Origin of the sequence: Bartonella sp. HY038, assembly GCF_014117425.1 — a bacterium.
Classification (GTDB): domain Bacteria; phylum Pseudomonadota; class Alphaproteobacteria; order Rhizobiales; family Rhizobiaceae; genus HY038.
This window is the reverse complement of record NZ_CP059725.1, coordinates 719,386-733,253: the sequence shown is the minus strand read 5'-3', so window position 1 is coordinate 733,253 and position 13,868 is coordinate 719,386. Positions and strand designations below refer to the sequence as shown.

Here is a 13,868-nt window from a genome sequence, read left to right as displayed (position 1 = left end):
GGTTTAACGGCGCAACAAAAACACAGCTTGTTGCCCAAACATATTAAGAGCAGCTTCAGGCAGCCGGAAACTCACCCGCTCACCAGAGCGTTTAAGCACCACTCTTTCCTCAATGTTCCCATTTAACTCACGCACCGTATCCAAAAAATCCTCAATCGTACAAAAATGAATATTGGGCGTGTCATACCAACTATAAGGTAATTCTTTGGTAACCGGCATTCTACCGCGAAATAACAGTGAAGCGCGCACTCGCCAATAGCCAAAATTGGGAATCGACACAATGACATGTTTGCCAATACGCAGAAGATTATCGAGTACATTTTTAGGATTGCGTGTTGCCTGCAAGGTTTGGGATAATATCACATAATCAAAGGCTTGATCGGGATAATAAATAAGGTCACTATCGGCATCACCTTGAATAACCGATAGGCCGCGTGCCATGCAAAGATCGACGCCCTCTTGTGATAATTCAACACCGCGCCCATCAATTTTTTTTCGCTCAATTAACAATTCAAGCAACGAGCCATTACCGCAACCAACATCAAGGACGCGTGTTTGTGGCTGCACTAGCGAGGCAATTACGTCAAAATCCACACGCGAAAGGCTGGCACTAAGATTTGCTATGTCACTCATCTTTTAGCCCTCTTGCTTTAGCAGCCGATGCAACAAAACCATTAATTGCCGAAAACATTATTGGTTCATCCAGTAAAAATGCGTCATGTCCTTTATCGGTTTCAATTTCAACAAAGGAAACCGCTGCCCCCGCAGCATTTAGCGCGTGAACAAAACTGCGGCTTTCTTTGGTAGAAAACAACCAATCAGATGAAAAAGAAGCAACAAACACCCGCGATTTAATGCCCGCAAAGGCTTTTGACAATTGGCCATCATGCTCGCTAGCAAGATCAAAATAGTCCATAGCACGGGTGAGGTAGAGATAGGAATTAGCGTCAAAACGCTCAACAAAAGAACTTCCTTGGTGGCGTAAATAGCTTTCGATCTGGAAATCTGCATCAAATCCATAGGTGATATTACTGCGATTTTGCAAATTGCGACCAAATTTGCGATGTAAGGCATCTTCTGACAAATAGGTGACATGGGCAGTCATACGCGCAACACCTAAACCTTTGCGTGGTACAGTGCCTTTTTCTAAATAGCGCCCTTCATGAAAATTGGGGTCAGCCATAATCGCTTGCCGACCAATTTCATCAAAGGCAATATTTTGCGCTGAATGGCGTGCGCCACTTGCCAAAACAATCGCCGAGAACATACGACTATGATAGCTTGATGCCCATTGCAACACTTGCATGCCGCCCATGGAGCCACCAATAACCGCAAATAATGTATCAATACCCATATGATCGACAAGCATGGCTTGCGCCCGTACCATATCACCAATGGTAATGACTGGAAAATCAAGTGCGTAAGGAAGTCCTGTTTGCGGATTAAGCGATGCTGGGCCAGATGAACCTAAACATGAACCAATAACATTGGAGCAAATAACATAATATTTGTTTGTATCGATTATTTTGCCAGGGCCAACCAATGATTCCCACCAACCCGGTTTACCGGTAACGGGATGATCATTAGCAACATGTTGATCGCCGGTTAAAGCATGGCAAATAAGAATAGCATTGCTTTTATCTGCATTTAAAGTGCCATAGTCCTGATAGGCAATTTGAAAGGGTGATAATGTCACACCGCTATCAAGAATAAGGGGATTATCGGGGCCAAACTTGACAATTTTGCTGTCAGGCTGCACCGCTTGGGCAAGCATAATGCCACCCGCAGGATTGGGTATCGAATTATTCATTTCGGTTGCACCGTCTAGAAAGAGTTAATGCAACGATATTAGCCATAACTCAATCAGTTTTACAACGTATTTTTGCATAAGTATTAATTTTGCTAAGTACGAAATAAAAAGCTGTTCGCCCCATCTTTAGGGCGCACAGCTTCTCAATGACTTAATTTTGATAGATTTAACCAAGCACTTTTTTAGTCGCAATGGTTGAATCAGCATTTAAGGTATAAACAATTGGCACACCAGTCGCTAGCTCAAGCTTTACCACCTCATCAGGGGTTAAGCCTTCAAGTGCCATAATTAATGCCCGTAATGAATTGCCATGGGCCGCAACAAGCACCGATTCACCGCGCAAAACATGCGGTTGAATTTTATGGATATAATAAGGCCAAACACGCGCGCCAGTATCACGTAAACTTTCACCTGCTGGTGGTGCAATATCATAGGAACGGCGCCAAATATGAACTTGATCTTCACCCCATTTTTGGCGAGCATCATCTTTGTTAAGACCTGATAAATCACCATAATCGCGCTCGTTCAAAGCTTGGTCGCGGATGGTTTGCAAATTTGGCTCGCCAATCTCGTCTAAAATATGTTGGCAGGTCACCTGTGCGCGGCTTAAAGCCGAAGTAAAGGCAATATTAAACTGAAGTCCTTCTGCCTTTAATTTTTGCCCTGCGCTAATCGCCTCTTGATGACCTTGCTCGGTCAATCCTGGATCACGCCAGCCAGTAAAAAGATTTTTAAGATTCCATTCGCTTTGACCATGACGGACAAGTACAAGTGTGCGTTGCATATCTGTTTCTTCCTTTTGCGAGATTGGATTTTATAAAATAGTTAAACTAATTACTTGTGCTAAGCTTCAAGCCCCAACACATCAGCCATAGAATAAAGGCCATGCGGCTTGTCTTGCGCCCAAAGTGCAGCTTTTATTGCCCCACGAGCAAAAATTGAGCGATTTTCGGCAATATGCGATAAAACAATGCGTTCGTTTTCACCCGCAAATATAACTGAATGTTCACCAATTACTGTGCCACCACGCAAGGCGGCAAAACCAATTGTGCCCGCTTCACGCGCACCAGTAATACCATCGCGGCCACGCACACTTACTTCGTTTAAGTTTTGCTCGCGTCCTTTTGCTGCGGCATCACCCAATAAAAGCGCGGTACCTGATGGCGCATCAACCTTTTTACGGTGATGCATCTCCACCACTTCAATATCAAAGTCATCTATATCTAAGGCTTTTGCTGCTTGCTTGACAAGGCTTGCCAAAAGATTGACCCCAAGGCTCATATTACCGGATTTAACAATCTTTGCATGGCGGGAAGCCGCTAAAATAGCCGCTTCGTCTTTTTGTTCAAATCCCGTTGTACCAATAACATGGACAATGCGCGCTTGTGCTGCAAAGCCAGCATAAACAAGACTAGAAACAGGTGATGTAAAATCGATAACGCCATCAACTGCTGCAAAAGCTGCCAATGCATCATCGGTTATTTTTATGCCATTTTCTTCCAGTCCAGCCAGAAGCCCTGCATCTTTGCCAATAAGGTCGGAGCCACTACGCTCAATTGCAGCGCCTAGTTCTGCGCCGTCAATTTCGTTAATTGTGCGAATTAATTCGCGCCCCATACGCCCACCGGCACCCACAACTGCAAGCCGCATTAAAATCTCCTTTAACTCATCTATTCTATAATGAACTTTAGCCAGAAAGAACGCAACTATCAAAAGAGAAAACATGCAAATTTATTTTAAGAAAAATAATCAATATTCACTAAATAATCCTTTGGTTTTTTAGCCAAACCTGCCATGCCTGTTAAAGCAGAATTTGAATCCTTTATGATAAAAATTGGCATATCCTGCATCAACCATTGATGGGGTGCTTTATTTTCAAATTCATCACGAAATATACTTTCATCAAGCAAAGGCAAAAGCCGTGGTACAATGCCACCGCCAATATAAACGCCGCCCTTTGCCTTAAAAATAAGTGCAATATCGCCAGCAATACGCGCCAACCACTTTAAAAACAAATCTATCGCTTGCCGTGCCAAATGATTATTGTCATGTAAAGCTGCATGGCTGACCTTGTCGGCAGATGTAAAATCAATCACAACACCATTCTTTTTGCAAAGTGCATGATATATGGCTAAAAGCCCACGCCCACTTAAAACTTCTTCTGCCGTTAAGCGCCCTTCAAGTAATGGTAGATATTTAAAAAGCGCAATTTCATCTTCACCCTTTAAAGGAAAATCGATATGCCCACCTTCACCAGCAATTGGTAAATATTGCCATTTAAATGAAATAAGCCCAGCAACACCAAGGCCTGTACCTGGACCTAAAATTGCCCGCGATGCATTGCTTCCATGTATTTTACCGCCAATTTGCTGCAAGTGTGCAGCTGGTAAAACTGTTGTGGCTAAAGCCTGTGCCTCAAAATCATTTAGCAAACATATGGCTTTTAAATCCAAACTTTTGGCCAAGGCTTGTTTATCAATAAACCACGTGGAATTAGTGAGCTTTGGTGCCACCCCATCAATTGGCCCTGCCCAAGCAATGATGAGTGTTTTAGGAGATTTTTTAAGATGAGGTAAAATATTACGCTTAATCGCCTGATCTATATTATCAAAATCAGCAGTTTTTAAACTATCAAACAACAAAAGTTCACTTGCACTATCTGTTAGATAAGCAAAGCGCGCATTAGTACCACCAATATCGGCAATTAAAACAGGAAAGATAATTGATTTTTCCTCGTGCATTTTACCTCACTCAGTATGTTATTTATCTATTCATTAAGCAGGGCAGCGCAAGCTTTTGGTAAGTCTGATACCATCATTTCTTTTGGTTGCTCTTCTTCCTCTGTCGGCTTTTTAGGTGTTTTGGGTACCCAAGGCTCATCAGTAAACCACCATGCTAAAGCAGAACCACAGCCATCACCCTTGGGTACTGGCGGTTGCGAAACACAAGCAGGAGATCCAGGTTGGCATTTTAACCGAACATGAAAATGCCAAATATGCCCCCAATAAGGGCGCACTTTGCCAAGCCACGCACGGTCGCCCGTTGCTGTTTCACAAAGCTGCTTTTTAATACCAGGATGCACAAAAATACGATCGACTAGTGGGCTAGAGGCGGCATCTCGAATGAGAAAACCATGGGCAGGTGTCCATTTTTTGGGGTCAACATAAAGGCTTTTACCTTTAAGCATAGATACGCCTTGCATATTTTCACGTTCTTTAGCGCTTAATTTACGCGCTGGCATTGGCATCAACCAAATATCGGCATCCATACCAATTTGATGCGAGGCATGGCCTTGCGGCATTGGCCCACCACGTGGCTGTGAAATATCGCCAATTAATAAACCGCGCCAACCATCTTTGGCGGCGTCACGTGATAATTGCTGCAAAAATGCAATTGTCGTTGGATGTCCCCAATTGCGATTGCGCGACAAACGCATAACTTGCCAATTGGGACCATCAATGGGCATCTGCATTGCACCTGATAAACAGCCTTTGGAATAAAACCCAATCGCCTTTGGCTCACCGCCTGTTGGCGTTTTTTGGGCACTAAATGCTTGTTTTGCAGGCTGATCAGCTTGTGCACTACCTGCATAAAAAAGACCAAACAGACTTAGGCTACATAAAGCCAGACAAAATTTAAAACTCTTTTTCATGCTGCCGCCTTTCTTATTTAACCGCATCATTTGCAATGAGCCACATCGCGCTTTTATTGCAAATCTATTTTTACCTAGCGCATTTTGCGAACACAAAACCGCTTACGCACTTTTGTTGCAAATCTATTTTTACCTAACGCATTTTGCGAACACAAAACCGCTTACGCACTTTTGTTGCAAATGCTTATTCCCTTTCCCAACTATTATCACGCCACATGCCATTAAGCGCATCGCGATAGTTTGGATATTTGAAATCATAACCACTTTGTCTTAATTTTTTATTGGAGACAACCTTGTTATCGCCATAAAAAGAGCGTGCCATGGGTGACAAATCTGCTTTTTCAAAGGGTACTTCAACCGGCGGCTCAACACCCATAATTTCAGCTGCATAAGTAATGACATCTTGCGGTGGTGAAGGCTCATCATCCGCAACATTAAAAATGCCGCCTAAATGATGTTGTGCAAAATAGTGTAAAACATCGGCAATATCATCGCTATGGATGCGGCTAAATTTTTGCCCAGGCTTAATAATCCGGTTAGCAGTGCCATTTTTAAGCTTATTAAAGGCATTGCGGCCAGCACCATAAATGCCGCCCAAACGTAAAATTGCAACCTTGGCATTAAGTTTCTTGCCCAAATCAAGCCAATTTTGCTCAACAATAACCCGCATTTGATTGCGTTCCGTCGTTGGCTTGCAACTGCTTTCTTCATCAACCACATTGCCTTGATGGTCACCATAAACGCCAACGGTTGATAAATAGCCAATCCATTGCAATTTTGGTAACAACACATCAATGTCTTTAACTTGTAATACTGGGTCGCCTGTTTCATTGGGCGCCGCAGAAACAATAAGATGAGTGGTGTCGGATAGTTCTGCGATAATTTCCGCGCTTAAATTGATGCCATCAAAAATATAGGGCTTTACATTAGCATCTTCCAAAAGCTCAAATTTATCAAATTTGCGCGTTGTACCTGCTACCGCTTCTTTATTTAGCCTTGCAAAAGCTCGTGCGCTAAATCCTGCACCAAAAATAAAAAACTTCATGACATTATTCCCCATTCAATTTTAACCATATCATCATTTTCTTGGCGCATGTGCAATTGGCGAAGGCCATCAAATTCGTTTGATGACATAAGTTCCTTTAATGCCCAAACCGCCATAGAACGTACAAGAACATCACCATCATTTAAATGCGCCTTAATATCCTCAATAAATGTTCTATCATTGCTATTACCAGCTGCCAATAACACATTGCGAATGAACCTATTTCGCCCAATGCGTTTTATTGGTGAGCCCGAAAAAAACTGGCGAAAATTCGCATCATCAAAACCAAGGAAAAACCGCAAATCTGGTTCCATAAGTTCTGGCCGTGCTTGCAATTTAATCTCATTGGTGTGCTGGGCAAACTTATTCCATGGGCAGGCAGCTAAACATTCATCGCAACCATAAATACGGTTACCAATGGCTTTACGAAATTCATGCGGGATTTGCTCTTTAAGCTCGATCGTCAGATAAGATATGCAACGGCGTGCATCTAATTGATAGGGAGCTGGAAAAGCATTGGTCGGGCAAGAATTAAGACAGGCTTTGCAGGAGCCGCAGCGGTCAATTTCGGCTTCATCAACGGGCAGCTCAAGGGTTGTAAAAATAGAGCCTAAAAACAACCAAGCACCAAATTCGCGGCTAACAAGATTGGTATGCTTTCCCTGCCAGCCAAGCCCTGCAGCAACAGCCAAAGGCTTTTCCATCACTGGTGCGGTATCTACAAAAACCTTAACCTCACCGCCAGCGCGTGAAGCAAAACGCGATGCTAGTTGTTTAAGCCGCCCTTTGATTAAATCATGATAATCACGATGGCGAGCATAAACGGATATATTTCCCTTATCCGTACTGTTTGCATCCAAGCGTGGATCATGCTCTGGTCCATAATTAACCCCCAGCATAATGACAGAACGCACTTCTGGCCAAAGATTTTGTGGGGATTGACGCCGTTCCAGTGTCTCTTTCATCCATTCCATATCGCCATGATAGCCATGCTCAACCGCTATCTTTAAACGATCACCGGCATCAAGTACCGATTTTGGATTAGCAATGGCAAAAAGGTCAAAACCATGCGCCTTTGCTTCGCTAGCAATAAATTGTTTAAGCTTTACAGCCTTATCAAAAGTCAAGGTCTGCATAATGAGCGACCGGCATAAGACCACGAATGCGATCATTTAACAATGGGCGGAAGGACGGGCGAGACTTTAAGCGAGCATACCAATCACGTGCGGCGGGATAATGGCTCCAATCAATTTCGCCCATATAATCAAGCACTGATATAGAAGCGGCAGCAGCAAGATCACCATAGGTTAGCGTATAACCGCCAATCCAATCACGCGTCGCGGCAAGCCAATCCAAATATTGCATATGGGGGCGAATATTATTACGTGCGTTGCGCAAAATGGTCGAATCAGGTGCACCACCACCTTGGGCTGTGGTCATTTCACCTTTATAAACTCGTTCACGAACAATATGGACAGTAGCCTCATTTTCAAACTTATTTAAAAACCAGTCAATAACGCGGCGCACTTCGGCGCGTTCCAACGGATTTTGCGGAAAAAATGGTGCGCCACGATTAAAAGTACCGCGTGTTTCATCAAGATATTCGCAAATGACTGTTGCGCCACAAATGGCAACTTCGCCCTCTGCAAGCAATACAGGTACAGTACCAGCTAAGTTTAATGCTTTGAATTCACGACGATTTGCCCATTCATATTCTTCAATCAAATTGGTAGCAACCCCGTATTCATTGAGAATAAGGCGGATAAAGCGCGAGGCAGAAGACATGGGATGTTGAAAAAGCGTCAGCATATGCGGCACATTTCGTTCAATTTAAAAAACCTAATTTCAAACTATAGGAAATAAAGTAAATTACCTAAAATACTATTTACTCTATTTGATATTTCATTAACATATTTCAATAGACCAGACCAAACATGGTTTTTTATAAGCAAAGCCAAACAGTACCAACAAAGGCATTGCCGCAAAAATTACATTACCCAAAAATACATTGCCAAAAAAATACATCACTTGTGCATAATGACTTTTAGCGAAAACGTCTAGCCAAACCAGTTATAATAAATTAGTTACTAAATAAATATTTTTTAACGCCTTGTTTTATTTTAATGTCTTATAAAGCCAATATATAGCTTTTACCAACTAACGTCATTTAACATTTTACCTTTGCACCAATAGGCTCACTATGGATCTTTATCAAATTTTTAATTCGTTTTTCCTAGGACTTATTGAAGGATTAACTGAATTTATTCCCGTTTCTTCAACTGGCCACCTTATTTTAATTGGCCATTTTTTAGGATTTAACTCTCCTCAAAAAACTTTTGAGATTCTCATTCAACTTGGCGCTATTTTAGCAATTTTAACCGTTTATTTTGGCAAGCTTGCATTTATTGCCCGCAATTTTACTAGCGATGCTAGCGTGCGCCGTTTTGTCCTTGGTGTTTTATTAGCCTTTTTACCAGCTGTTTTTATCGGCTTTGCTTTACATAGCGTTATTAAAACTTATCTTTTAGCCTCGCCTTTATTGGTTTGTATTTCGCTGATTATTGGTGGCATAATTCTTTTGGCTGTTGATAAAATGGACCTTAAGCCCCGTTATGATGACGCAACAAAATATCCCCTTGGCATGTGTCTTGCCATTGGCTTTTGCCAGTGCCTTGCAATGATACCGGGCGTGTCGCGTTCTGGCTCGACAATTGTAGCTGCGCTGTTAATGGGAGCCAATAAGCGCTCCGCCGCCGAATTTTCATTCTTTTTAGCCTTGCCTACCATGGCAGGAGCTTTTGCGCTTGAGCTTTTTAAAAGCTATCGCGTTCTAACATTTAATGACGGGCTATATATCATAATTGGCTTTGTTGTTGCCTTTATTTCCGGCGTTTTTGTTGTCCGCCATCTCCTTGATTATGTATCACGCAAAGGCTTTACGCTTTTTGGCTGGTGGCGCATTATTGTTGGTGTTTTAGGGCTTGCCGCGCTTATGATTTGGTCTTAGACTAAAAGAACATCCTATTTTTAGTTTTTTTTACTAATTGACTGTTTATCGCGGGGGCTTTAGCATCATTAACGATTCATTAACCATTCATCTAAAATCTGCTAATAGGATAGCATTGTTACAAATATCAACGCGCTGTTGTGAAATAAAATATTGTAATAGCAAATCATAATGGCGTAATTTTTTTGGCCATCAAGGTCATTATCAGCTGCTTTTGCAGCTTAGGATGGTGTATCATGAAAAGGTTTTTAAGTTCATTATTAGTAAGTATTTTCTGCCTTAGTGCTGGCACTGCACTTGCTGCTGATGCCATTACGACTGGAAATGTAAATTTGCGCAATGGCCCAAGTACACGTTACCGCGTGCAAGCAACGCTACCGGCTGGTTATCCAATTAATATTAGTCAATGTCGGGCTAATTGGTGCTTGATCAATGCGGGGGGCTATAGTGGCTGGATTTCAGCCCGTTATATTGCTTATCGGGAAGCAAGACAACCGGTGAGACCTTATGTGCAAAGCCCGGCTCCTGCAGTTGCAATGCCGTTTATTATTGGTGGCTATGATAATTATTACTATCGCAATCGCCACCGCAATTATTATCGCCATCATTATCATCGCCCACCACCGCCTCCAGTCTATCAACGCCCACCTGCAAATTTCCATCGGCCACCTCCTGGATTTCATCGGCCTCCACCAGGGTTTAATAGACCTCCGCCACCGCGCCCCGGTGTTCAAAGACCACCACAGGGTTACCAAAGACCGCCGGTAAACTATCAACCACCACAAAGTTACAAACGGCCTATACCAACCTACCAAAGACCACAGCCAAGCTTCAGAAGGGCTCCAAGTCTGTATCAGCAGTAGAGGCGTCAATCAGGCTGTTTTAATCTAAACGAAATCTTACCTAGCCGCATAACAATTCTATGTTATAAACTAGGTAAGGTTTTAAATAATTATAAAGCACTTAGCATAATTACTGAAAATAAGCATTGGCTGCACTTTAGGTTTTTCTATAACTATTTTTTAAAAAGCAAAAGTAATTGAGAAATTTAACAATAAAAAAACTGGCCACTAGAGGACAAGCATGATTTTCCTAACTGATGATACACTGTTATCCTTACTTAATGATGATTGTCCTTATGGTGATATTACCACCCATGGCTTAGGTATAAGTAATGTCAAAGCACAAATAACTATGTCAGCACGACATGCTATGACCTTATGCGGCATAGAAGAAGCTGCGCGTATGTTTTCTTTGAAAAATATTGAAACAACTTTGTTTTATAAAAGCGGGGATGAGTTAGCAGCTGGTGATGTGATATTAACGGCTAGTGGACCAGCCGGTGCTATTCACGAATTATATAAGGTTGCACAAACTTTTATGGAAATTTTATCTGGCATAGCGAGCGCAACAGCTAATATTGTTAAAGAAGCCAAAGCCGGCAATGCTGATTGTCACGTGACATGTACACGCAAACATATGCCGGGCGTTAAGAAAGCGGCATTAAAAGCTATTATTTGTGGCGGCGCAAGTCCACACCGTTTGGGACTCTCTGACTTCGCTCTTATTTTTGCAGAACATCGCAATCTCATGTCGCCAAATATTAGCCTTGAAAAATACATTGCTGATTTACGCAATGCCGCACCAGAGCGTAAAATTGCTATTGAAAGCAACAATGTTGAAGAAGCGTTGGAATTTGCAAAAGCTGGCGCGGATATTATCCAGATGGATAAGGTAAGCCTTGAAGATATCACCCAATTAAAAACAGCTTTTTTAAGCTTTAAAAATCCTCCCCTACTATCTGCTGCAGGCGGCATAAATACGCAAAATGCGAAAAGTTTTGCGCAGGCAGGAGCAGATATTCTTGTAACCTCACAGCCTTATTATGCACCTCCAAAAGATGTGAAGGTAGCAATCCATAAAGCCTTATAAAATATTGGGAAACATAATATTAAATTTAATGTTTTTGCAAATCATTACGGGTGAAAATGCGCATTAATATAAATATCAGCATGGAAATAACTGCAAGTAGAAGCGACAATGCCAAGGCGCGATCATAGTCTGTATTGAAAACGGCATTATAAATTTCTAACGATATTGTATTGGTACGGCCTAAAATATTACCGCCAAGCATGAGGGTTATGCCAACCTCGCCCATTGCGCGGGCGGTTGCAAGGATGAGGCCTGCGATAAATGCACCTTTTATATTGGGTAAAATTACGAAGAAAAATGTGGCCAAGCGGCTATGTCCAAGCGTGTAGGATGCTTCGCATAGGCTTTTTGGTAGATTTCGGATTGCAGCCTCAACCGGTTTTACGACCAATGGCAGACCAGCAATGACGGAAGCTAAGATCACGGCCTCAATCGAAAATATCAAATTGATAGAAAACACATTGTTTAAAAATTTGCCGATATAACCATTGCGCCCTAGCAATAAAAGAAGAAAAAAACCAAGAGCCATAGGCGGAAAAATAAGCGGCAGCGTAATGATGATATCAAGCAGAGTGCGCCCAAACCACTTTTTTTGTGCTAATGCCCAGCCAAGGAGCGCCCCTAAAATAAGGTGACAAAAAAATGTAGCTATAACGACGCGTAAGGTTAAAATTGCCGATTGAATGACGCTTGGATCGGCAATTTCGTTGATTAGATTAAGTAGCAATATCTTAAAGCCCATAGCGTTTTAAAATAGATTGGGCAGCTTGGGTTTCTAAAAACGACGAGAACTCTTTAACTACTTTTGTTTCTGCATGGTCTTTGGTTACTGCGCAGCTTATCTTGATTGGTGTATAAAGTTTTTGGTCAACTTCGATAAAGCCTCCAATTTTATCGCCAGCGCCTAATGCATCGGTAGCATTGATAAAACCTGCATCAACATCACCGCTCACAATATAGCTGGTAACCTGCGGAACACTAGCAACAGGCAAAATTTTATCATCTACTTCCTTATCAAGCTTAGAGTTTTGTAAAAATTCTCGTGCTGCCATGCCATAAATTGCACTTTTTTGATCTGCAACGCCAATTTTTGTTATGTCGGCTGCTACAATATCCTTAGTATCTTCAATTTTAAGCCCCTTGCGGAAAGCCAAAACTAATTTACCATCACCAAGCGGTAGCAATTTTGAAAATTCAACATTCTTGGCGGCTTTTAATACGCTTTCATCGCCACAAGCCAATGCAACATCTTTATTTTCTGATGCTTGCGTAATAATCTGCCCCATATGTCCATAAACTTGGTCCAATTTTAAGCCGCTTTGCTGCTCAAACTGAGTTGCAAGTTCAGTTATTGGCTTGCGAAAGCCACCGGCTGAAGCGATAATGGCATTATCTGCAAGCGCAGCGCTGCCAAAGCCGATGATGGTGGTCATTGCAATAATAGAGGTCAAAAGTTTACGCATATTAATTTCCTTCATTCGTATTTTAGCTCTATAACATCGTCAAATATCGTTGTATAGTTAAACCTATGAACGCTTTTAAAAAATTTATTGATATTAGTCTAGTTAAGCCGCTGATGGGTGCCGAAGGCGCATTTGACCTTAATGTGGATATTGCCATTTTTGAGCGACAATTTGTTGCTTTATGTGGGCCATCAGGAGCAGGAAAAACCAGTCTTTTACGGCTGATTGCCGGCTTGGATAAACCGCAGATTGGCCAGATTGACGCCCAAGATGATATTTGGTTTTCAAGTCAGCGGCAGATTAATAAGCGGGTACAAAATCGCCATATTGGCTTTGTTTTTCAAGACTATGCGTTGTTTCCCAATATGAGCGTACAAAAAAACCTTTATTACTCCATTAAGGAAAAGCATAAAAAGAAAATTGCCTTAGATTATCTAGCCTTAGTGGGCTTGGAAAATTTGGCTCACGTCTATCCGTCACAATTATCAGGTGGGCAACAACAACGCCTTGCACTTATCCGTGCCTTAGCCAGCAAACCAAAACTCTTATTACTTGATGAGCCTTTGTCGGCGCTTGATCCACATATGCGTCTATTTTTACAAGGTGAAATACGGCGCTTACATGATTTATTTGAAACGACAACCATTATGATTAGTCACGATAAACAAGATATTATTTCAATGGCTGATCGCATTGTGGAATTAAATGCCGGAAAAATTGTCACGGATAAAAATTTAAAGGATTATCGCCAAAACAAGGTACATAACAAGCTGGAAATGATAGGTGAAATTTTAAGTCTTGCTGATGAAGATGGATTTGTTATTGTTAAAACATTGGGGCAAACTATCAAACAAAAAATTGATAATTTGCCCCAAGGCTTTAAAAAAGGTGATGTGGTTAAACTGTGCTGTGATCATTTAAAATTCAACGCAGCTGAATAAATATTAGTAGGGCCGCTA

The 13,868-nt window shown here is 41.8% G+C and carries 15 protein-coding genes; 4 read left to right on the top strand and 11 right to left on the bottom strand.

Translation table 11 applies throughout. The features are described 5' to 3' along the window. Nucleotides 1-3 precede the first annotated feature (3 nt). From metW to H3299_RS02960, 9 genes are all read right to left on the bottom strand, one after another. Nucleotides 4-633: a methionine biosynthesis protein MetW gene (gene metW, locus H3299_RS03000; RefSeq protein WP_182418850.1), complete on the bottom strand. Its 630-nt coding sequence runs from the start codon at nucleotides 631-633 to the stop codon at nucleotides 4-6. Beyond that, nucleotides 626-1,774: a homoserine O-acetyltransferase gene (locus H3299_RS02995; protein WP_371739828.1), complete on the bottom strand. Its 1,149-nt coding sequence runs from the start codon at nucleotides 1,772-1,774 to the stop codon at nucleotides 626-628. Before H3299_RS02995 ends, metW begins: the two co-directional genes overlap by 8 nt. A 202-nt stretch (nucleotides 1,775-1,976) precedes the next feature. Further along, nucleotides 1,977-2,594: a 2,3-bisphosphoglycerate-dependent phosphoglycerate mutase gene (locus H3299_RS02990; RefSeq protein ID WP_182418848.1), complete on the bottom strand. Its 618-nt coding sequence runs from the start codon at nucleotides 2,592-2,594 to the stop codon at nucleotides 1,977-1,979. 59 nt (nucleotides 2,595-2,653) lie between these two features. After that, nucleotides 2,654-3,460, bottom strand: coding sequence for a 4-hydroxy-tetrahydrodipicolinate reductase (gene dapB, locus H3299_RS02985; RefSeq protein WP_182418847.1), 807 nt, complete (start codon nucleotides 3,458-3,460; stop codon nucleotides 2,654-2,656). Nucleotides 3,461-3,546: 86 nt separating this feature from the next. Beyond that, nucleotides 3,547-4,551: a glucokinase gene (gene glk / locus H3299_RS02980; RefSeq protein ID WP_182418846.1), complete on the bottom strand. Its 1,005-nt coding sequence runs from the start codon at nucleotides 4,549-4,551 to the stop codon at nucleotides 3,547-3,549. 26 nt (nucleotides 4,552-4,577) lie between these two features. Next, a complete protein-coding gene (gene mepA / locus H3299_RS02975; RefSeq protein WP_371739827.1) occupies nucleotides 4,578-5,489 on the bottom strand; it encodes a penicillin-insensitive murein endopeptidase in 912 nt (303 codons plus the stop codon). A gap of 157 nt (nucleotides 5,490-5,646) precedes the next feature. Beyond that, nucleotides 5,647-6,507 (bottom strand): SDR family oxidoreductase, encoded by an 861-nt coding sequence (locus H3299_RS02970; protein ID WP_182418844.1) that lies wholly within the window; start codon nucleotides 6,505-6,507, stop codon nucleotides 5,647-5,649. Next, nucleotides 6,504-7,643, bottom strand: coding sequence for a tRNA epoxyqueuosine(34) reductase QueG (gene queG, locus H3299_RS02965; protein WP_182418843.1), 1,140 nt, complete (start codon nucleotides 7,641-7,643; stop codon nucleotides 6,504-6,506). The genes H3299_RS02970 and queG overlap by 4 nt, the downstream gene beginning before the upstream one ends. After that, entirely contained in the window at nucleotides 7,624-8,316 is a 693-nt protein-coding gene (locus H3299_RS02960) for a glutathione S-transferase family protein (protein ID WP_182418842.1), read from the bottom strand. Before H3299_RS02960 ends, queG begins: the two co-directional genes overlap by 20 nt. A gap of 391 nt (nucleotides 8,317-8,707) precedes the next feature. Between H3299_RS02960 and H3299_RS02955 the strand changes: the two genes are divergently transcribed. The 3 genes from H3299_RS02955 (at nucleotide 8,708) to modD (ending at nucleotide 11,446) form a co-directional block, all read left to right on the top strand. Continuing rightward, a complete protein-coding gene (locus H3299_RS02955) occupies nucleotides 8,708-9,514 on the top strand; it encodes an undecaprenyl-diphosphate phosphatase (RefSeq protein WP_182418841.1) in 807 nt (268 codons plus the stop codon). A 236-nt stretch (nucleotides 9,515-9,750) separates the two neighbouring features. Continuing rightward, nucleotides 9,751-10,377 (top strand): SH3 domain-containing protein, encoded by a 627-nt coding sequence (locus H3299_RS02950; RefSeq protein ID WP_182418840.1) that lies wholly within the window; start codon nucleotides 9,751-9,753, stop codon nucleotides 10,375-10,377. A 220-nt stretch (nucleotides 10,378-10,597) separates the two neighbouring features. Further along, nucleotides 10,598-11,446 (top strand): ModD protein, encoded by an 849-nt coding sequence (modD, locus tag H3299_RS02945; protein ID WP_182418839.1) that lies wholly within the window; start codon nucleotides 10,598-10,600, stop codon nucleotides 11,444-11,446. A gap of 25 nt (nucleotides 11,447-11,471) precedes the next feature. Here the strand turns inward: modD and modB are convergent, their stop codons facing one another. Together modB and modA are read right to left on the bottom strand one after the other, a co-directional pair. Further along, nucleotides 11,472-12,173 (bottom strand): molybdate ABC transporter permease subunit, encoded by a 702-nt coding sequence (gene modB / locus H3299_RS02940; RefSeq protein WP_246708123.1) that lies wholly within the window; start codon nucleotides 12,171-12,173, stop codon nucleotides 11,472-11,474. Nucleotides 12,174-12,177: 4 nt separating this feature from the next. Then, nucleotides 12,178-12,909 (bottom strand): molybdate ABC transporter substrate-binding protein, encoded by a 732-nt coding sequence (modA, locus tag H3299_RS02935; RefSeq protein ID WP_182418837.1) that lies wholly within the window; start codon nucleotides 12,907-12,909, stop codon nucleotides 12,178-12,180. A 65-nt stretch (nucleotides 12,910-12,974) separates the two neighbouring features. Here modA and H3299_RS02930 point away from each other — a divergent pair, with 65 nt between their 5' ends. After that, nucleotides 12,975-13,850, top strand: a complete 876-nt coding sequence (locus H3299_RS02930) for an ABC transporter ATP-binding protein (protein ID WP_182418836.1) — start codon at nucleotides 12,975-12,977, stop codon at nucleotides 13,848-13,850. The last annotated feature ends 18 nt before the right edge of the window (nucleotides 13,851-13,868 follow it).